Here is a 19986-nt window from a genome sequence, read left to right as displayed (position 1 = left end):
CAAACAGCCTCCATCGTCGCTACCTTTTCTCCCCTTGTGAACCATGACCCTGGCTAACGCAAATCCTTTGGTTTCGCCGGATCGCTCTGCGGCAGGTTGGCAGAGAGGTCTGAACAGCATAATGTTCCTGCTGCTGTTGGGGGTTCCCCTATCTTGGGTGGGGCACTTCCGGGGCTGGGATCCCAACCTGGTTTTCCTCTGTGCGGCTTTGGCGGTGGTGGCCTTGGCGAAGTTTATGGGTCAGGCCACGGAAGAGATCGCGGCCTTGACAGGGCCGACAGTCGGGGGGCTGATCAACGCCACCTTTGGCAATGCAGCGGAGTTGATCATCGGCTTGGTGGCACTGCGGGCGGGGTTGGTGGATGTGGTGAAAGCCTCCATCACCGGCGCGATCATCAGTAACCTGCTCCTGGTGGCCGGCTTGGCCATGTTTTTGGGCGGGATCAAGTTTCGGGAGCAGAGCTTTCGACCCGAGGTGGCCCGCATGAATGCCTCGGTGATGAACCTGGCGGTGGTGGCCTTGATCTTGCCCAGCGTGGTCACCTATGCCGATGCCAACTTGGGGGAGATCTCCATCCAAGAGCTATCCACGGCGGTAGCCCTGGTGCTGATCGGGGTTTACGGTCTTACTTTGCTGTTTTCCCTCAAAACCCACAGCTACCTCTACACCCTTCACGAAGCGGAAGCCGCAGAAGATGAGGCGGCCAGTCGCCTGGCCCTCAATCCGGTTTTGCAGGCGGAGGGATCCATTCCCCAAGTGCTGACGGCTCCACCTGAGCGGGCCGGTTTGGGGTTTTGGGTGCTGGCCCTCTTGGGGTTGACGGTGTTGGTGGCGCTGGAGTCGGAACTGTTGGTGAGCACTCTAGAGGATACGCTGGAACACTTTCACATGACGCCGCTGTTTATGGGGGTGATTTTGTTGCCGATCATCGGCAACGCGGCAGAGCATGCGACGGCGATCACGGTGGCCATGAAAGACAAGATGGATCTCTCCTTCTCGGTGGCGCTGGGCTCGACGATGCAAATTGCCCTGTTTGTGGCACCTCTGCTGGTGCTGGCCGGGGATGTGCTGCATCAGCCCATGAACTTCAACTTCGGCATGGTAGAGTTGGTGGCCATTGCCGTCTCGGTGCTGCTGATCAATTCCGTTAGCAGCGATGGGCGATCCAACTGGCTGGAAGGGCTACTGCTCTTGGCCACCTACGCCATCCTTGGGATTGCCTTCTTCTTTCTGGAGTGAGGTTGTTCAAGTGCTTCGCACCGCTGACGCGAACGGCTCATGCTGCACAAACTGCGATCGGTAGACAAGCCGAAGCCGGGGAAAACGGGATCCCTGTTTTGGCCTCTCCTTTTCAGTGCATCTCTTGCCCTATCCCCCATAAGCGGGCCCGCATGGGGGCAGGAAACTGCTGAAAACAACGGCACCGCCCCCAACCTGCCTTTGCTCAACCGTTTGGATGCCCTAGAAGAGCTGCGGCAAGCGCTTAGCCTCCCCACCTCTTCTATCCAGGCGGAGGCCGTGACGCTGGATGGGCGGCGTTTGTTCGTGGTTACCGCACCGCAGGGGGATCCCGGCAGCCTGCCTCCGGTGTCGCAGCGGGTGCGCTCCATTGAACAAACCCTGCACCAGTTGGCCAGCGCCGGATTCGATCCAGAGGCGCTGCAGGTTGAAGTCACCCTGGACGGCCAGACCAACCAGCCTGTTATCCGGGTGAATGGGCGACATTTGCTAACCATCACCTCCCTCGATGCTCAATTCCAGGGCGCCCAACCCATGGACTGGGCTGAGCAGGTAGCCGGCATTGTTGAGGAAGCGCTGCGCACTTCGCAACGGGAGCGGCAGCCTCAATTTTTGCGCCGCCAAGCGGTGATTGCCCTCGGCATCCTGGCTGTGGTAGGGAGCCTGAGCCAGCTCTGCCAGCGAAAACGGCGACGGCTGCAGCAAAAACGCGATGCCCTGCAGACGGAATACCAGGCCATCCAAGCAGAGATTCAGGAGCGCCTAGCGGGGGAAGAGCAGCCGGGCGTGGATCCCGTCTTGGTCGAACAACAGGCCGGACGCAAACGGCAGGAATCCTACTTGGAGCTGCAAATTCGCCTGCTGCGCCTGGTGCAAATTGGCCTGTGGGTGGGCGGAGTTGGGGTGAGCTTGGGCCTTTTCCCGCAAACGCGACCCCTGCAAAGGTTTTTCCTGGTTTCCCTGCGCGGCCCTCTGTTGCGGTTGGTAGGGGTGGGTCTGGCCACCTATGGCAGTGTCTGGCTGAGTGGACTGGTACTGGATAACCTCTTTGCTGCCCTGCGCCAAGAGCAAAATGCCCCCACCTATCGCCTCAGCAAACGCCTCAGCACCTTTGCCAGCGTCTCTAAAGGAGCTGCAGCCACTACCCTGGTTTTGCTTGGATCCCTGGCTGGCCTGGCCTCGGTGGGGGTCAATATTGGCCCCTTAGTGGCCAGCCTAGGCTTTATTGGGCTGGGGATTTCCCTGGCTGCTCAGGATCTGATTAAGGACGTGATCAATGGGCTGTTGATTTTGATCGAAGATCAATTTGCCGAAGGGGATGTGATCGTGGTGGACGGGCGGGGCGGCCTTGTGGAACACATGGATCTGCGGCTAACCCAGTTGCGCAACACCGAAGGCAGCTTGATCTCTATCCCCAACAGTGCCATCCGGGTGGTGGAGAACCTCTCCAACGGCTGGTCACGGGTGGATCTGGGGATTGTGATCGCCTATGAAAACGATCTGGAACAGGCAATACGCATCACCGAGCAGGTGGCTCTGCAGATGTACCGGGAGCCAGCTTGGCGGGAAAAAATCCTCGAGCCCCCCGAAATGCACGGTGTCGATGATCTGGGGGAGCGGGGGATCACGCTGCGCATTTGGATCAAGGTGCAGCCTCTGCAGCAGTGGAGGGTGGCGCGGGAATACCGCCGTCGCCTCAAGCACGCCTTCGACCAAGCAGGGATCCAGATTCCTTTCCCGCAGCAGACCCTCTGGTTCCACAGCCCCTTGGAGATGCGCATCCAGGGTCTCAGCCCAGAGGAGACCCACCGCTTGCTGCACCTGATGGAATCGCGGCTCGAGGCTCGCCTGCGGGAAAGGGATCCCGTTGCAAACGACTTGACAAATTGACAAAATAGGCGGCTGCCGAAAGCTTCTACCCTTAGCCGCTCAGCCGGCTAGCAGTTTCAACAGGGCGGTCGCGCCAGCAGGCCGCAAGTCTAGTGACTACTCATCGCCGATGATTTCCGGCTCAGTCAGTTCATCCGACATTTCGATGACAGCGCGGCGGATTGGCTTCATCCAGCCATCTTCTATATCATCCGGATCCTCGTAGCGGCGGCGCTTGGCGCGGTTGGCCACCTGTACCGTGATGCGATAGCGATTTTTGGAAGCGTTGATCAGAGCCTCTACCCGACGCATCAGCTCGTCATTGTCAATAGCCAGTTGATTCTTGCGGGAAGCCATAATCGCAGTCTTAAATCTTGATATCTTGTTGCCACCAGGATCCCAACGAGACTCCGTCCCGCTAACGCGAAAGGACTCCGTCCCGCTACCGCGATCGTAGCAGAGAACCTTCCAGTTCTTGCATTCCTGTAGCGTTGCATGGCAATAGGGTGGGACTTTTGCCAAGAACTCATTTGTCAAGATTTGTCAAGAACTCATTTGTAGAGCAGCTTGCTCTGCTCTTGTACAACTCACAGGGGCTGCTAATCCAGCAAAAACTGTACCCACTTCGGCGGGGGTGGCAGCGGGCAACGAAAGTGCTCCATCACCAGGGCGGCCGCCAAATGCACCGTGAATACGTAGATGAGGGAATTGAAGGCAATAAATCCCACCACCACCACCTGAACCATCCAGGGTTCTGCCACCCAGTAGACGCCCCATCGGCTGAGGGACACATCCAGGAGCCAGTTGGTTAGGCCGGTAAGTTGAATGGTTACGTAGATCCAGAGGTTTTCCCCCACCAGTAGGGAGGAAAGCACCAACTGAAAGATCAAGCCCAGGGCGCTGAGCACAGCCCCGCTCACCACCGAGACGTACCAGGAAAGACGCTGCTGCCACAGGCGGGCACACCAATAGCCCAGCAGACCATAGGGAATGACATAGAGAATGCTGCGCGTGGGCCCTATCAGCACCGTCAGCAACAGGCCGGAGACTGCCAGGGCCATTGCCCCTGTGCGGGGATCCCAGCGCATCACCGCCAGCGCCACCGGAATGGGGAAAAACAGACGTATAAAGGGGGCCAGCGGCGTGTAGCTCAGGATCCAGATCAAGGCCGCGGTACTGGCCAAAAAAGCCGTTTCCACCACCCTCAAGGCCGGAGAACGGGAAGGGGGGGGAGGCAAGGGAGGAAAGTCATCCTGCACAGAAGGCTGAGGCGGCGGGGGCACATCCAGAAAAGCACAACTTTTCCCAGCTTAGCTTGTCGGGGTGTGGGGGTAGCTAAGCCCCGCACTGTACTCGTAGAGTCAGTGTCGGGATACAGATACCCCCACATGGTGTATGATGGGAGTACTTGCACAAAACGGCTTTTGCCGGAATCTGGTGCAACTACGCGGTAGGGCATTCCGTGTCTGCTCGTGGAGGGTTCTTGCGTAGGCTCCCCGATGAAGCGAGAAGCCCACGCTTTACCCGTAGGGTCAGCGATGGGAGTATGTCACGCCACCGGTTGCCGGGTTGGGCGAATTGTTGCCCAGAGGTGTAGATCTGGACTGCAAATCGGCTACAGGATAGGCCCTGTTGTCGATTGGGGCTGCCTCAGCGGATCCCTTTTGGATTTCAGGACATTCGGCAACATTTCCCAAGGCCAACCGTGAACCGACCCCCATCGGCCAGTCTCTCCTGACCCTACCCATCAACTTGTCTTGAAACGACTAGGGCGTTCTGATAAAGTCGAGGCGGGATTTGCCCTGAGAGAGCGGGATCCCTTCTGGACAAGTCTAGGGTCAATGCTATGGCAGTGCGGGTGGGCATCAACGGTTTTGGCCGCATCGGACGGCTGGTTTTGCGGGCTGCTTGGGGCTGGGAAGAGCTGGAATTCGCCCACATCAACGAGATCAAAGGGGGAGCTGCGACGGCGGCCCACCTGTTGAAGTTTGACTCGGTGCAGGGCCGCTGGGCTATCGACATTGAGGGATCCGATAACCGGCTGCGCATCCAAGAGAAAACCCTCACCTTCAGCGAACACAAATCCCCCGGTGAAGTGCCCTGGGCAGAGTTGGGGATCGAGCTAGTGCTGGAATGCTCGGGCAAATTTGTCAAGGCAGCGGAGCTGGATGCCTACTTCAAAGCGGGGGTGCGCAAGGTGATTGTGGCTGCCCCTGTCAAGGACGAAGAGGCCCTCAACATTGTTATGGGCGTCAACGATCACCTGTACGACCCGGCCCGGCACCATTTGCTCACGGCGGCTTCCTGCACCACCAACTGTCTGGCTCCCTTGGTGAAGGTCATCCACGAGGGAATCGGCATTGTTCACGGGGTGATCACCACCATCCATGACGTCACCAATACCCAAACCATGGTGGATGCCCCCCACAAAGATCTGCGGCGGGCCCGCTCCGCTCTGCTGTCTTTGGTGCCCACCACCACCGGCTCTGCTACGGCCATTGGTCTGATTTACCCCGAACTCAACGGCAAATTAAACGGCATTGCGGTGCGTGTTCCTCTCTTGAACGCTTCCCTAACCGATGCCGTGTTCGAAGTCAGGCGGCCCACCACCGTGGAAGAAGTCAATCACCTCTTAAAAACTGCAGCCGAGGGCGAACTCAAGGGGATCCTCGGCTACGAGGAGCTGCCCCTGGTCTCGGTGGATTTCAAAGGGGATCCCCGTTCCAGCATTGTGGATGCGCCCTCGACGATGGTGGTGGATGGTACCCAGGTGAAGATCCTGGCCTGGTACGACAACGAATGGGGCTACGCCAACCGCATGGCGGAACTGGCCCGCAAAGTGGCCCGCAGTCTATAGAAACATCTCCCTTGGAGACCTGCCCATGACTTCTGTTTCGACGGCTCAAGCCTCTGCGGTTCGCAACTACGCCCTGGTTACAGCGGCCTATTGGGGGTTCACCATCACCGATGGCGCCATCCGCATGTTGGTGCTGCTGCACTTCCACAAGTTGGGCTTTACCCCGATCCAAATTGCCATGCTGTTTCTCTTCTACGAGATCTTCGGGGTGATTACCAACTTCCTGGGCGGCTGGATTGGATCCCTGTTTGGCCTGCGGCTGACCCTCTATGGCGGCATTGCCATCCAGATCTTCGGTTTGGTGATGCTGGGCGTGTTGAACATGCAGTGGCCGGTCTGGGGTCAGGTGGCCTACGTGATGACCGCCCAAGCTCTGGCCGGGATCGCCAAAGATCTCACCAAGATGAGCTCCAAAAGCGCCATCCGCCTGGTGGTGCCCAAAGAAGCGGAATCCCGCCTGTTTCGTTGGGTGGCTATGCTCACGGGATCCAAAAACGCCCTCAAGGGGGTGGGGTTCTTTGTGGGAGCGGCCCTGCTGCAGATCTTCACCGAAATCTACGGGGATCCCATGGGCTTCCGCATGGCCAACTTTGTCCAGGCGGGGGCGTTGGCTTTGATCTTCTGTTCGGGGGCGCTGCTGCCTGCAGACATGGGCAAAATCAAGGCCAAGATCCCCTTCAAGCGGCTGTTTTCCAAGAGCAGAGAGATCAACATCCTCTCGGCGGCCCGCTTTTTCCTGTTTGGGTCGCGGGATGTGTGGTTTGTGGTGGCCCTGCCGGTGTTTCTCTACGACGAGCTGGGCTGGACTTTTATGCAGGTGGGCAGTTACATGGCCATCTGGGTGATTGGCTATGGGTTCATTCAGTTTGTAGCGCCGCAACTGCTGGGTGGGGGTCGCCCTGGCCGTGCTCCCAAGGCCCGCACCATCCAGATTTGGACCTTCGTGCTGACGGCGGTGCCGGCGATCATTGCCACAGCCTTCATGGCCGGGCTGGCACCGGAGCTGGTGATCACCGGCGGCTTGATCCTGTTCGGGATCGTCTTTGCCTTCAATTCGGCGGTGCATTCCTACCTGGTGCTGGCCTACACGGAAGACGACGACGTAGCCCTCAATGTGGGCTTTTATTACATGGCTAATTCCGGCGGGCGGCTGTTGGGGACGGTAACTTCTGGGATCCTCTTCCAGTTCTACGGATTGGAGGGCTGTCTTTGGTTTTCCACCCTCTTGATCTTGGCGGCGGGGCTGTTCTCGTTGAAATTGCCGGATCCGAGCAAAACCCCGGTGGAGTGGGTGGTTAAGCCAGGGGATTGAAGATGGAGGGCTACCAGCCGAGATGATGCAGTCCGCTCAACCCAATCCACACATGGATGGGCAGGGAAAGAAGTCTGCGCTGCCGATGCAACTCAGCCCAAACAAGAGGCCCAACGATGAGATAGTAGAGGAGCAAGCAGCTTTTCCGGCAGCCTATGAGCCTGCGCATTGTTCCCACGACGCCCTTCCCTGGCCAGAGACCCGGCACCTCTGGCCTGCGCAAGCCGGTATCGGTGTTTCAGCAGCCCCACTACCTGGAAAACTTCGTCCAATCCATTTTTGATGTCCTAGAGGGATCCGCCGGCCAAACCCTGGTGGTGGGGGGAGATGGCCGCTACTACAACCGCGAGGCCATTCAGATCCTGCTCAAGATGGCGGCGGCCAACGGCATCGGGCGAGTCCTGGTGGGCCAAGGAGGGATCCTCTCCACGCCGGCGGTCTCCTGTCTCATCCGCAAGTACGGCGCCTACGGGGGGATCATCTTCTCTGCCAGCCACAACCCCGGTGGCCCCCAGGGGGATTTTGGCATTAAGTACAACATCGGCAACGGCGGCCCTGCCCCGGAGAAGGTGACTGAGGCCATTTACGCCCGCACCCAGCGGATCCAGGAGTACCGCATCTGGGAAGCTCCCGATGTCGATCTGGATCGCTTGGGCGAGCAACGGCTGGGGTCCCTCACGGTGTCCGTCATCGACCCGGTGGCCGATTACTTGAGCCTGATGCAGCGTCTGTTCGATTTCGAGGCCATCCGCGACTACCTGGCCTCTGGGATCCGCATTGCCTTCGACGCCATGCACGCCGTCACCGGCCCCTATGCCCACGCCATTTTCCAGGGATCCCTGGGAGCGCCAGAGGGCAGTGTGCTCAACGGGCAGCCCCTGCCGGATTTTGGCGGCGGACACCCGGATCCTAACCTGGTGCATGCCCGCTCGTTGGTGGAACTGTTGTTTCGGGAAGATGGGCCGGACTTTGGTGCCGCTTCCGATGGGGATGGGGATCGCAATCTGATCCTGGGCCGCCAATTTTACGTGACCCCCAGCGACAGCTTGGCAGTCTTGGCTGCCAATGCCCACCTGGTACCCGGCTACCGAGAAGGTCTGGCGGGAATTGCCCGCTCCATGCCCACCAGCCAGGCAGCGGATCGGGTGGCGGCCAAGCTGGGGATCCCTTGCTACGAGACCCCCACCGGCTGGAAATTCTTCGGCAACCTGCTGGATGCCGGCAAGGTCACCCTCTGCGGGGAAGAGAGCTTCGGCACCGGATCTCACCACATCCGGGAAAAAGACGGGCTCTGGGCCGTCCTGTTTTGGCTGAACATTTTGGCCGCTCGACGGCAGCCGGTGCGGCAGATCGTGGAAGAGCACTGGCGCACCTATGGGCGCAACGTCTACTCCCGTCACGACTACGAGGGACTGCCGGTGGAGGTGGCCGAGGCGCTGATGGAAGACTTGCGACGCTCCCTGCCTGGGTGGGTGGGCCAGCGCTTGGGATCCCACACAGTGGCTTATGCCGATGACTTCAGCTACACCGATCCCGTGGACGGCAGCACCACCAGCCACCAAGGGATCCGCATTGGCTTTGAGGATGGATCCCGCATCATCTACCGGCTTTCTGGAACCGGCACCCACGGAGCCACCCTGCGGGTGTACCTGGAGCGATTGGAGCTGGATCCCGCCCGGCATGGCCTGGATCCCCAAGTGGCCTTGGCCGAACAGATTCAACTGGCCGATCACCTTGCCCAGATTCGCGCCCGCACCGGTCGGCAGCAGCCAGACGTCATCACCTAGCCCGTCGCAACAGTGGACAGGGAGCCTTCCCAGGGAAGCGGGGATCAGGGCCTGAGGCCATCCCAGCCGGTCGCGTCGGCGTCGCGGAGCAAAAAGGTGCCGATAGGAGAGGTGATGGGAGAGGTCAGTTGAAAATCTCCCCGCTCTTGGGTGAGGCCCACCGGGCGACTGGGAAAGGCCACCAGAATCCCTTCCAGGCGCAGCGACTCGGCTACCGGATCGTAGGCCAGGCGCAGCTCAAAATCCCGCAGGTCGCGGCGGACTTCCACGCGGCGGATCCCTTCTTCCGTCAGGCCCAAGCGCAGCCGCCAGTGATTTTGCCATCGCGTGCCGAGGGTGGCATCCAGCTCCAGACCATAGGTAGAGATCTGGCCCAACCGGGGATCGTAAACCGCCTGCAGCGCATAGCTGATCCCTGGTTCATACACCTCCAGGCCGGAGCGTTGATCCCGGTTAAACGTGGTGCTGCTGCGCCCCCAATATTCCAGACGGATCGGTTGCAACTGCCCTTCGTTGAGGTCGTAGGCCGTCTGCAACTGAATGTTGAACAGATCGGGAGCGGTGTTCCAGGTGAAGTTGGCGTTGAGGGTATCCCACTTCTGGGTGATGAAGTCGTAGCCAAGGCTGGTGTCCAGGCGCACCAGGTTTTTCACCTCTGCCTGCAGCTCCTGCAAGTTGCGGGAGGCAATCGCTGCCAAATCCTCCGGGGTATCGTCGGGGAAGGTCAGGGCTATCGGCAGCTCGCCGGGCAGGTCATCTTCAAAGGCAATGTAGCCTGGGGGCACATCGGGTAGGGGATCGCGGGGCGTAAAGAAGCTGATGTTGGCATTGATGCGATCCACATCTTTAGGGCTGGTGGAGAGGGTTTGGAAGGGCACAGAATTGTTGCCGTAGAAGGTGCGGCTGTAGCGCAGGTCGATGGTATTCCAGTCGGCAGGTCTGAGACTGAGGCGAGGGTTGAGGCTGACGGTAGACTCCTGGTCAGGAGTGGAGTAGAGGACTTGGGTGTAATCGATAGAACCCGGCATGAAGGTGATCCAGGGAGCCGGTTGAATATCGTTGAACTGGAGGCTGGAGCGCAGCTCGTAGCGATTGAAAAAGTGGAGACCTGCCCCCACCTCTTGATCCGGCTGTTGCTCTTGAGTCAGGGTGAGGGCGCTGCTGAGGGCAATATCGGGCGTGATGCGAATGAGGTCGGGGTTAAAGGCCAGCTCGAAGTTGCGACGCGGCTCGTTGTCGCCATTGGAACTGCTGTAGGCACGGTAGGCCAGGCGATAGGTACCTCCCCAACCGGGTGGGGTCAGTTGAGTGCCCAGCGTCAACCGCGCATCGGCAAAGTCGGGGCCATCTTTGACGCTCACCCGCTGGTTGTAGTCCAAGCGCAGATCCGATTGCAGCCAGTGCACGCCCCCGTAGCGCTGAGTGTGGCTGAGGGTGAGGGGGAAGCTGTAGATGCCCCGCTCCTGGGATCCGGTGCGGCTGATGTTGAGGGTGGTGGTGGAGAGATCCCCCTGAAAGGTGGCGTTGAGACGCAGATCGGCGTTGTCGTTGCGCCCGCCGGCAGGACGGTAGGTGTTGTCCAGGTTGAGGTTGAGCTGCCCCCGCAGTTGGCCTTCCTGCCCAAAGAGGTTGGCAGCGTAAAAGTCGAAGTTGTGGTCGATGCGGAAACGGCTGGAGAAGCGCTGTTGGTCGGCTTCGGTAACCAAGTAAAACTGGGCTCGCCCGTAGTTGACGCTGTCCGGGATGGGCAGGATGTAGTCATGCAAGAAACCAATGCCCACCCCTTTTTTCTGGATGGCATCCAGCCGCAGGCCGCCGAAGTTGTATTCGTCGAAGCGGTAGGCCCAACTGGATTTGACAAACACCCCCTCTGTCTCGCTGCGCCCCGGCAGCACCCATTGGTGATCTCGCAGGCTGTAGATGAACAGGGGGAAATAGGCGATCTGAAGGCCCGCCCGCAGATCCCCTGCTTCTGTCAGCTCGCCGCCGGCAAACACGCGGGCGTCGTAGACGATCACCCGGTCATCGGGAAACACCTCCACCCGATCCCCTTGCACGTAGTGGGTGATGGGTGGCTCTGGCGAGGTGGTGACGGTGGCTTTCTCGAAAAAGATCTGATCCCCCAAAATGGCGGTGGTCTCTTGGCTGCGCACAAAAACCTTGGTGCCCGGCTCCTCCCCCGGCAGAATGACCAGCGAGCTCTCAAATTGGGCGGTGCGACCGGGGATATCCAGATCCAAATTTCGCCCTTCGATTTGCCGGATCCCGCGCCCTTGGGGGCCAGGGGGCTGCTCCATGCGAAAAGGGCCCTCGCTGCGCAGGCGTCGCTCCCGCCGATAAAACAGCAGCCGGTCGCCGGTGATGCGGGTGCCGTCAGCCAGTTGGATCAAGGCGTTCCCCTCGGCAATGCCCAGGTCTTGTTCGGCGATGTAGCTGAGCACATCCCCACTCACGTTGATTTGATCCGGGTCAAGGGGAATTTGCCGCTGCGCGGTGGCCGAGAGCTGCTGGCGGATTTGGGATCCCTGGCTAACGTTCCCTGTCGCCGAGACGGCATCTGCCCCGGTGCCCAGATCCCGCAAAAGGGGGAACTGCTCCAGCAGTTGAGGAGCCAGGGGTGAGCCCGCAGTGGGGACAAAGGCTTCCCTGCCCCTTTGAGTGGCCATGGGGGATCCCGTCAGCCCCGACCCAGGGGTGGCCTCTGCCAACAGGACACCGCCCAAATCCAAGCTCCCACCGGCTTGGGAGATCAAGGGAGGAACCGTCGAAGCTGGGATCCGATTTAACCTTGCCTCTGAACCGGCTCCACCTTGCAGTTGGGCCATAGCCCGGTTTTCGCCATTGGATTCCGATCGCGTTAGCGGGACGGAGTCCTTGGTGGGGCGCAGCCAGGGTTGCTCTTCCACCTGCAGGGCTTCAGCCTGAGAAGTCATGGGCTGGGAAAGCCGAAGGGAGTTCAGGCTGGGAACTGCCGCGGTGGGCGTCGCCGGTGAAGGGGGTTGGGGAGAAGGTGTTGCCTGGGCCTGCTGCGCCTGTCGCCGAGCATGGGCTGCTGCCCCTTCGGCCAACAGCCGTTGTAGCCGCTGTCGGTTCAGTTCTTCTGGCGTGAGGGGCTTTTCAGGAGAGTTGGCAAGGGGAGGGGATCCAAAGTCTGAAACCGGGGCCGTAGGGGGTGGGGTTGCCGCAGTCAAGGCTGTAGCAGGCAGAGAAGATTGCGCCTCGGCCAAGGTGATGGGCTCCTCATCGGCGGCAGCCATCGGTTCTGGGCTGGAAGCCCGGCGGGCCAGTTGCAGGCGCTGAGCAAGTGTTTGCGCTGACCGAAAGCGCTGGTAGCCCTCCAGAGAGAACTCCGTCCCGCCGACGCCAACAGTGGGCAGGGGGTCCAACTGGGCGAAGACGGCCTCCCCCGTCCCCAACCACAGGGAGCCGCCCCAGCAAAGAGCCAACCACTTTGCCCAAGGGCTGAAGTCAGGGGGGAAGTTGCAGGATTTCACCGTAAAAACCGCCACAGTAAAGAAAGGCCTACCCCACCGAAAATCATATTCGGCAACCAGGCAGCCAGCCAGGGATCGATGTGCTCAACTCGACCCATCGCTCGTCCCAGGCTCATCAGTACATAGTAAATAAACACCAGAACAATCGCTAGCGCCACGCCGCCGTAGCGCCCCGTTTGCCGCACCGTTTGCAGGCCCAAGGGGGCAGCCACCAAGATGGCGAAAAAGCTGGCCAAAGGAATGGCGAACTTGAGGTGGTATTCCGTCAGGCAGCGAGCCACATCGGCAGAAGGACGTTGCTCCGCTCGATATCGCTGGCACTGCTCCCACAGCTCCCCCGCCCGTTGCTCTTGGGGCACTTTTTCCGCGTACACCAGGCCCACCAGTTTGTTGACGATGTTTAACTCCATTTCTTCTACCTGGCCTTCATAGTAGGTGCGCCCCTGCTCGTCATAACGGCGGATCACCACATCTCGCAGTTGCCACGATTGGCCCACCTGCTGCGCGGTTTGAGCGGAGATCACCTGCGGATAGCGCAGGTGGCCGGTCTCAGCTTTGCGATCCAGGATCAACAAATCCTGCATCAAGCCGGTCTTCGGGTCAATCGATCCGACATGAAACCAGAGATCATCATCCACCCGCACGATCTCTTCTGGATTAAACAAAAGAGCATCTTGAGCCAAGATGAGGTTCTTGTTCAGGATTTTCACCTTTTGGTTGGTTTCCGGCACAATCACTTCATTGGTCAACAGCGCCAAGCCGCTGATCAGCAGGCCAATACAGAGCACGGGGATAAACACCTTGCGGTAAGGGATCCCGGCAGCACGCAGGGCGGTGATCTCGCTGTCGGCTCCCATTTTGCCCAGGGTGAGCAAGGTGGCAAAGAGGCCGGCAATGGGAAAGGTGACCACCAAAATGGCGGGCAAATTGAGGAGGAGAATGTGCAAAATGGTCAGGGGAGGGGCGCCCTTTTTCACCAGCAGATCGGCGTAGATAAAGAGCTGGTTGCCCAGCATCAGCACCGTCCCCCCGGCCACTCCCAGAAAGAAGGGGCGAATCATCTCTTTGAAGAGATAAAACTCCAAAAAGGCAGCCCCCAATTTCAGGGATCCCCAAAAGCTGCCCGCTTGAGCAGGGGTTCTGCGCAGTTTGCCCTCGGCGAGTGGAGCCGTCATGACATCACCTCGGATCACAACCTCAGCCAAACCTGGACGATCAAAAACCACAGATGGCTCCCCGAGGGGGGATCCCATCAGAGGGCGTCGGTGATGCGAAACTGAAACATGCCCTGCTGTTGCCCGTCCCCTTCGACGGTGTATTCATCTTGTTTTATGTTCAGGGTAACCAGCTTGCCACTGAGGCGATTGGCGCCCCGGCACATCTGATCCAGCGCGTTGCGGCCCGGCAGAGCTTGGGTGCTCTCCCCGGGAAGGCGGCCGACCTCTCCCCGATCGCAGAGCACCACAGGAGCCTGTTCGGCGCTGATTTTGAAAATTTGTTCTCGGTCAAAGTAATCGGCGCGATCCCCTTCGATGGCGCGGTTGGCCTGCACAATAACCACATTGCCAAAGAAGCGGGCATCGCCGCTGGCTTGGTCGATCTCCACCCGGTCGGCGTAGATCACCGTCGGCTGATCCACATCCGCCTGGGTCTCTGAGTTTTGCAAGCGCCGCGCCAGCCACTCCCCTTCGATCTGCTCGATCACCACCTCTCCCCGCAGCTCCACTTTCTCAGGGGTGATGGTGGCCTGGTTGGCCTTGGCCCTGCGCCCCCGCTGGATGAACTGGACGGCATCGCTAAACTCGGAAGTACCGGTGCGGGAGTTGTAAACCAGGCGGGCAGCCCGCACTTCGGTTTCGGCTTGGCGCAGTTCTTCCGTCAGGGATCCCCCGCCGGGCGTGGGGGTAGAGGCAGCCATCTGCCGGTAAAGGACGTTCTCTTCAAAGAAGAAGATCTTGTCGCGGTGGTTGCCCTCTAGGCGGGCTGAGGTGAGCACCCGTCCGGGCTCTTCCAGGGTGACCCCTCCGGTCAACAAACTTTGGGATTCGCGGCGGCGGTAGGTGCCCTGGGCCGACCGGATGATGGTTTCCCCCTGCTGGATCTCCAGGTTGCCTTCCCCTTGGGCAATTTGCGTGTTGCGGTCGTAGGTGAGGCGGTCGGCAATGATGGTGACTTCTTGATCCTGTTGGTCTGGGGTCGCCTCCGGGCCGGGGGAAGCCTGGGCCAAGCGCAGATCGGCCAACAAGGGATCCCGGCTGCTGTCGCCGGCCACCTCCTGTAACACCACGCCGCCGGAGAGAATGCTTTGGGCCTGTTGCCGCAGGTAGGTGCCCTGGGGAGCGCGAATTTCGATGCCACGTTCGCGAATGCGCAGGTTCCCTTTCCCCTGAGCCACTTGTTGGGTGCGGTCGTAGGTGATCTGGTCGGCGGTGATGGTGATGGAAGCGGGATCCGCTGCAGCACTGGCCACCCACTGGGAAGCGCTGGCGGGATCGGTCGGGGGGGCGGCTGCCGGGCTGTCGGTGCGCAGCACCACCAGCTTGCCCTGCTGAGCGCTGAGAAGGGCAAATTGAAAGTTAAACGAGCCAGAGCGGCCCTGCAACACCATTTCCCGGCCTTTGAGGGTGAACTCCGCGGGCACCTCGATGCGTTCTTCGGGGGTGACTCTCAGGGCGCTGGTCAAGAGCAGGCTGCCGTCGCCGCTCCTCACCTCCACCTCCTCATCCAAATACAGCTCATCGGCGGTGGCATTGTAGCGGGCTCGCTTGGCCCGCCAAGTCATCTGCTCGCTGCTATCAAAAAAGGGATCCGGCACCCCTTCCTGTCGGTCGGCGCTTTCTCCGTAGAAGTAGCCGTGCGCCCCCTGCTCAAATACCTGTTGCCCGGCTGCCAGATCCACCTGCTCGGCAATCAACCGCCAACGCTGATGGCCTCCCCGACGACCCAAGATGTCTACCCTGCGGCTGACCGAGAGGGGCTGATCGGGGGAAGGAGACTCCACCTTCACTTCCTCGATGTCGATCGACAAGGCCCAGCCCACCAAAGCAGCCAAGATGCTGCTCCCCAACAGCGCCACTCCCAGGTTGGAATTGAAGAATCGCCCCATCCTATTCTTGCTGCCGCCTCACCTCGACCCGAACCGATGACTCACCTCAGAGGCCATGCTCTGACCTAGCGCACTAGGCTGTAGCTTATCTCATTTTGCCGGCTGCACCGGAGGGATCCCGCGCACACCTAGCCTTAAGCCGACTTTTCAGCCTTCAGCCATAGCGGCTGAGGATGAACCCTAGCCCCAGAAACAGCCCCAGCCAAAAGTGGAGGCCGACGGCAATGAACTTGGAATGGCTAATCCGCTGCGGCTGGTCATGGTAAGCCCCCAGCAGGCGGGAGAGCCGCACCGCAAACGGGATCCCCGCCAAACTCAGCAGGGTCCAAGCCGGAAAGATCCCCAGCCCCACAAACAGCAGCATCAGGCCAAAAAGGCTGCCGCAGAGCCAGGGGATGAGGCGAGCCGAGCGCAAAGTCCCCAGGCGGGCCACCGGCGAGCGCTTGCCGCAGGCTAGGTCATCCTGCACTTGATGGAAATGGGAACAAAACAAGATCAAGCTGGTCGCCATCCCCACCACCAGTGAGGCTGCCAACCCCGGCAGCGACCAGGTCTGGCTTTGGCTGTAGTGGGCAGCCGAGACCGCCAGCGGCCCAAAGCTGAAAAAGCAGAGGATCTCCCCCAGGCCCTGGTAGCCCAGGCGCAGGGGCGGCCCTTGGTAGGCATAGCCCAGCCCACAGGCCACCAGCACCAACAGCAGCACCGTGGGATCCGATTGCCGCCAGCTCAGCCACAGGATCCCCAGCAGACCCAGGGCCAAAAAGGCATTCCCCACCCAAAACACCTGCCCCGGCTTGCCCGTCAGGTTAACCAGGGAGTGGAGTTTGTTTTTGTCCACCCCTGTCTGGGCATCGAACACGTCGTTGCTGATGTTGACCCAGGCCAAGATGCAGATGGCAGCTCCCCAAAACACCCCCAAAACCCCCAAATCCAGTACCCCTGACTGGGCATAGGCAATGGCGGATCCCACCCAGATGGGCATGATCGCCACGCTGTACATGGGGGGCTTAAGGGCAGCCATCCACAATTGCCGGCGAGAGCGGCTGCTCCATGCGGCCTCTGCTGCTGGCTGCACTTGGCTGACATCTGGATGCATGCGAATTCTCCTTGGGGAGCAAGCCTGCTCTGGGGCCTGTCTCTGGATCTGTCTACAACCATCTGCTCTGTAGGGTAGAGCGCCTGAGAAAGCATCCCCCAGGATGCTAAGAAACTTTGCAGTCCGTGAAGAAGCTCCTCAGATCTGGCCCCCAGAAGCTCAGGCTGCCGGCCCTTCTCCTAATCTCTTATCCTAAAGTCATCTTCTGCCGGTCTCCATCGACAGGTGTCCTGTTTTCGGCCAAGGTGGGATCGTCTTCTTTTTCTTGCGCATGACCTCTTCTCTTTCCCCTTGGAATGCCCACGGTACGCTTGAGTGCCTGGAGTGGCCGAGAGCATGGCCGCCGACTCGCACTTCTACCTGGACGGACGAGGCGAGGGATCGGCGCCACTGGGATCCCTTCCTAACCGCCTGCCAACAGATGGCGCGGGCGCGGGGCGTGCCCCAAATCCTCAGCTTGTCCCAGCCCATCCCAGAGCTGGATCCGCTGGCGGTGCTGGCCCAGAAGCTGGGTTCTCTCCCCACGAACCGATTCCCGAGCTACTGTTATTTCTCCCACAAGGCCCGCGGGGAAAGGGTGCGGGTGCTGGGGTGGGGATCCCTGCGGCGGGTCGATCTCTCGGGAGAAGGGGGCTTGCAGGCGGCGCGGATTTTTGTGGAAGAGCTGCAGCCCCATGTCCATACCGCTTGCGTCGGCAGAATGGAGCCCTCTGAGGTGGGGGGATCCCCAGGCAGCCGGCAGGAACGCCCTCTGTGTTTCTGTCGCCTCAGTTTCAGCCCCAGGAGCAAAGGGGGGGCAGCGCTGGTGCTGCCACGTTGGCAACTGTTGCAGGTGCCAGACTCCTGGGGATCCCTGACGGTAGCGCGGCTCAATCTGGAAATTGCTCCCGAAAGTGACCTAGCAGCTTTGGCCGGGCAGATCACCGCCTTTTTTGCCCAAATGGAGCGCCTTTCTCGATCCCCCTTGCCCTTGTGGGAATTGCAAGCTCCCGTGCCGGTGGAGGTGGAGGAAGCTGCCCTCTTGGGGCGCATCCAAAAAGCCCTGCAGGCGATTCGGGCGGGATTCTTAGAAAAGGTGGTGCTGGCAGAGGCTGTGGATCTGCACTTGCCTGCCTCGCCATCGATCCCGCCTCTGCTGGCTTATCTGGAAAAGCATCATCCCGATTGCAGCATCTTTGCCTTCGCCGCTCGCGCTACTCGGACGGAGTCCCTGGGGGCAGACAGGCGGGGGAGTTCGCCGGCCAGTCCTCTCCCTCTGACCCAAGAGGGGATCTCTCCCCAGGTTTTCTTGGGGGCCACTCCGGAGCGCCTGCTCTCTGTGTGGCAAGGTCGGGCACAGATCGATGCCTTAGCCGGCTCTGCAGCCCGTGGAGCCACCAGCCACCAGGATCAGGTGCTGGCCGAGAGGTTGCTTTGCAGCGCCAAAGACCGCCGAGAACATGAGTGGGTGGTGCGCTCGATCCAGGAGGCTCTGGGTCGGTTGGGGATGGATCCCTGCATTTCCCCTCAGCCTCGGCTGCTCCGTTTGGCCAACATCCAGCATCTGCAAACTTTGATCGAGGCCGAGCTCCCCGCCGATGTGCATCTGTTCGACCTGCTGGCCCAGCTCCACCCGACGGCGGCAGTGGGAGGGTATCCCCAGCAGGCGGCGCTGCAGTGGCTGGAGCGGTTGGAACCCTTTGATCGCTCTAGCTATGCTGCTCCTTTGGGCTGGGTAGATTTACAGGGCAATGGCGAGTTTGTGGTGGGGATCCGCTCCGCCCTGATTCGGGGGGATCGAGCCCGTCTGTATGCCGGTGCCGGGATTGTGGCCGACTCCAACCCAGAGCAGGAGCTGGCCGAGATTCGTCTGAAGCTGCGCTCTCTGGTGCAGGCTCTGGCCCTACGCCCTGCGGCTCTCCCGCTCCCAAGCCTCTGAGAGAGGGGATCGAGAGGGTGTTTCTGCCGCCACTGCGCGAGGTTGATACGAACCGCTCCACGAACCGCTACAGTGAGAAAGCTGGTCTTTAGATTGGCCTCGGTGTTCTCTGCGGCATGGCGACCCTAAATCCCACCCATCCCCCTCGTATGGCCGGATCCCGCGCGCAAGTGGGGCTTTGGCCCGGCCTGATCCAGCACTATCGGGAATGGCTCCCCGTCAGCGCCAGCACACCTGTGGTCACGCTACATGAGGGCAACACGCCTCTGGTGCCTTCCCCGGCTTTGAGCCAACGGCTGGGGCGAGACTGCCAAGTTTACCTGAAGCTGGAGGGCCTCAACCCCACCGGTAGTTTTAAGGATCGGGGTATGACGATGGCGGTGTCCAAGGCCAAAGAGGCCGGAGCAGAGGCCGTGATCTGCGCCAGTACCGGCAACACCTCGGCGGCTGCCGCTGCCTTTGCAGCCAAAGGGGGTCTGCGGGCCTATGTGCTGATCCCAGATGGCTATGTGGCCAAGGGCAAACTGGCCCAAACCCTGATGTATGGGGCGGAGATCATCGCCATTCAGGGCAACTTCGACCAAGCGCTGGCCATGGTGCGGCAACTGGCGGAAACCTACCCAGTGGCTTTGGTGAACTCGGTTAACCGCTTCCGCTTAGAAGGGCAAAAAACCGCCGCCTTCGAGGTGGTGGATGCTTTGGGGGATGCCCCCGATTGGCTCTGTATCCCGGTGGGCAACGCGGGCAACATCACCGCCTACTGGATGGGGTTTTGCCAGTATCGCCAGCAGGGCAAGGCTACCCGTCGCCCTCGTCTCTACGGCTTCGAGGCTGCCGGTGCTGCTCCCATGGTGTTAAACCGGGTGGTGGAACACCCAGAGACGGTGGCCACAGCCATTCGCATCGGCAACCCTGCCAGTTGGGTGAAGGCCAAGGCGGCAGTGCAGGTGAGCGGCGGCCAGGTGGATAGCGTCACCGATGAGGAAATTCTGGCGGCCTATCGTCTCCTGGCCGCAGAGGAAGGGATCTTTTGCGAGCCGGCCAGTGCAGCCTCGGTGGCAGGATTGCTGAAATGGCGAGAGCAGGTGCCTGCCGGGGCACAGGTGGTGTGTGTGCTGACGGGCCATGGCCTCAAGGATCCCGACACGGCTACCCACCAGGGATCCACCCCCATCCACACCGGCGTTGTCCCTGAGCTGTCCGCTGTTGCTCGTCTGATGGGTTTCTAGCAGAAACCGCCCGCTGGTTAGGGTCAGCTAGAAATCGCAGGAGCCCCGCACTGTACCCGTAGGGTCAGTGTCGGGAGG

At 60.5% G+C, this 19986-nt stretch carries 13 protein-coding genes; 7 read left to right on the top strand and 6 right to left on the bottom strand.

All coding sequences use genetic code 11. The annotated features are described in order from the left end of the window. Positions 1 to 121: 121 nt before the first annotated feature. Both cax and NW838_RS05465 read left to right on the top strand, forming a co-directional pair. Entirely contained in the window at positions 122 to 1240 is a 1119-nt protein-coding gene (gene cax, locus NW838_RS05470; RefSeq protein ID WP_414427659.1) for a calcium/proton exchanger, read from the top strand. A 39-nt stretch (positions 1241 to 1279) separates the two neighbouring features. Continuing rightward, positions 1280 to 3130, top strand: a complete 1851-nt coding sequence (locus tag NW838_RS05465; protein WP_414427655.1) for a mechanosensitive ion channel family protein — start codon at positions 1280 to 1282, stop codon at positions 3128 to 3130. Positions 3131 to 3226: 96 nt separating this feature from the next. Here the strand turns inward: NW838_RS05465 and NW838_RS05460 are convergent, their stop codons facing one another. Beyond that, the gene (locus NW838_RS05460; RefSeq protein ID WP_011433877.1) at positions 3227 to 3466 is read right to left on the bottom strand and encodes a DNA-directed RNA polymerase subunit omega; all 240 of its coding nucleotides are present in this window, start codon (positions 3464 to 3466) and stop codon (positions 3227 to 3229) included. Between the two features lie 242 nt (positions 3467 to 3708). Then, positions 3709 to 4347, bottom strand: a complete 639-nt coding sequence (locus tag NW838_RS05455) for a DUF2232 domain-containing protein (protein ID WP_414427654.1) — start codon at positions 4345 to 4347, stop codon at positions 3709 to 3711. A 608-nt stretch (positions 4348 to 4955) separates the two neighbouring features. Here NW838_RS05455 and NW838_RS05450 point away from each other — a divergent pair. The 3 genes from NW838_RS05450 (at position 4956) to NW838_RS05440 (ending at position 9065) form a co-directional block, all read left to right on the top strand. Continuing rightward, a complete protein-coding gene (locus tag NW838_RS05450; protein ID WP_414355479.1) occupies positions 4956 to 5966 on the top strand; it encodes an ArsJ-associated glyceraldehyde-3-phosphate dehydrogenase in 1011 nt (336 codons plus the stop codon). A gap of 25 nt (positions 5967 to 5991) precedes the next feature. Further along, positions 5992 to 7278, top strand: coding sequence for an organoarsenical effux MFS transporter ArsJ (gene arsJ / locus NW838_RS05445; RefSeq protein ID WP_414355478.1), 1287 nt, complete (start codon positions 5992 to 5994; stop codon positions 7276 to 7278). Positions 7279 to 7433: 155 nt separating this feature from the next. After that, a complete protein-coding gene (locus NW838_RS05440; protein ID WP_414355477.1) occupies positions 7434 to 9065 on the top strand; it encodes an alpha-D-glucose phosphate-specific phosphoglucomutase in 1632 nt (543 codons plus the stop codon). Between the two features lie 44 nt (positions 9066 to 9109). Here NW838_RS05440 and NW838_RS05435 read toward each other — a convergent pair whose 3' ends face one another. The 4 genes from NW838_RS05435 to menA all read right to left on the bottom strand — a co-directional run bounded on the left by NW838_RS05435 (position 9110) and on the right by menA (position 16686). Continuing rightward, on the bottom strand, positions 9110 to 12574 hold the full coding sequence (locus NW838_RS05435; RefSeq protein ID WP_414427653.1) for a hypothetical protein: 3465 nt from the start codon (positions 12572 to 12574) through the stop codon (positions 9110 to 9112). After that, the gene (locus NW838_RS05430) at positions 12556 to 13734 is read right to left on the bottom strand and encodes an LptF/LptG family permease (RefSeq protein WP_414427652.1); all 1179 of its coding nucleotides are present in this window, start codon (positions 13732 to 13734) and stop codon (positions 12556 to 12558) included. Before NW838_RS05430 ends, NW838_RS05435 begins: the two co-directional genes overlap by 19 nt. Positions 13735 to 13811: 77 nt before the next feature. Further along, the gene (locus NW838_RS05425; RefSeq protein ID WP_414427651.1) at positions 13812 to 15665 is read right to left on the bottom strand and encodes an LptA/OstA family protein; all 1854 of its coding nucleotides are present in this window, start codon (positions 15663 to 15665) and stop codon (positions 13812 to 13814) included. A 154-nt stretch (positions 15666 to 15819) separates the two neighbouring features. Then, positions 15820 to 16686 (bottom strand): 2-carboxy-1,4-naphthoquinone phytyltransferase, encoded by an 867-nt coding sequence (gene menA, locus NW838_RS05420; RefSeq protein WP_414427658.1) that lies wholly within the window; start codon positions 16684 to 16686, stop codon positions 15820 to 15822. Between the two features lie 346 nt (positions 16687 to 17032). On the opposite strand from menA, the gene NW838_RS05415 reads away from it, so the two are divergent. Beyond that, a complete protein-coding gene (locus tag NW838_RS05415) occupies positions 17033 to 18679 on the top strand; it encodes an isochorismate synthase (RefSeq protein WP_414355473.1) in 1647 nt (548 codons plus the stop codon). A 149-nt stretch (positions 18680 to 18828) separates the two neighbouring features. Next, the gene (thrC, locus tag NW838_RS05410; RefSeq protein ID WP_414355507.1) at positions 18829 to 19908 is read left to right on the top strand and encodes a threonine synthase; all 1080 of its coding nucleotides are present in this window, start codon (positions 18829 to 18831) and stop codon (positions 19906 to 19908) included. The last annotated feature ends 78 nt before the right edge of the window (positions 19909 to 19986 follow it).

It is taken from the genome of Synechococcus sp. R55.2 (assembly GCF_047462075.1).
Lineage (GTDB): Bacteria > Cyanobacteriota > Cyanobacteriia > Thermostichales > Thermostichaceae > Thermostichus.
This window is presented reverse-complemented; position numbering and strand designations above follow the sequence as displayed.

Bases quoted from the DNA above. Each gene is read 5' to 3' on its own strand.
- NW838_RS05450 (WP_414355479.1), top strand. From the start codon at position 4,956: ATGGCAGTGCGGGTGGGCATCAACGGTTTTGGCCGCATCGGACGGCTG.
- NW838_RS05465 (WP_414427655.1), top strand. From the start codon at position 1,280: ATGCTGCACAAACTGCGATCGGTAGACAAGCCGAAGCCGGGGAAAACG.
- NW838_RS05415 (WP_414355473.1), top strand. From the start codon at position 17,033: ATGACCTCTTCTCTTTCCCCTTGGAATGCCCACGGTACGCTTGAGTGC.
- NW838_RS05440 (WP_414355477.1), top strand. From the start codon at position 7,434: ATGAGCCTGCGCATTGTTCCCACGACGCCCTTCCCTGGCCAGAGACCC.
- arsJ (WP_414355478.1), top strand. From the start codon at position 5,992: ATGACTTCTGTTTCGACGGCTCAAGCCTCTGCGGTTCGCAACTACGCC.
- NW838_RS05425 (WP_414427651.1), bottom strand. From the start codon at position 15,665: ATGGGGCGATTCTTCAATTCCAACCTGGGAGTGGCGCTGTTGGGGAGC.
- thrC (WP_414355507.1), top strand. From the start codon at position 18,829: ATGGCCGGATCCCGCGCGCAAGTGGGGCTTTGGCCCGGCCTGATCCAG.
- NW838_RS05460 (WP_011433877.1), bottom strand. From the start codon at position 3,466: ATGGCTTCCCGCAAGAATCAACTGGCTATTGACAATGACGAGCTGATG.
- cax (WP_414427659.1), top strand. From the start codon at position 122: ATGTTCCTGCTGCTGTTGGGGGTTCCCCTATCTTGGGTGGGGCACTTC.
- menA (WP_414427658.1), bottom strand. From the start codon at position 16,686: ATGGCTGCCCTTAAGCCCCCCATGTACAGCGTGGCGATCATGCCCATC.
- NW838_RS05430 (WP_414427652.1), bottom strand. From the start codon at position 13,734: ATGACGGCTCCACTCGCCGAGGGCAAACTGCGCAGAACCCCTGCTCAA.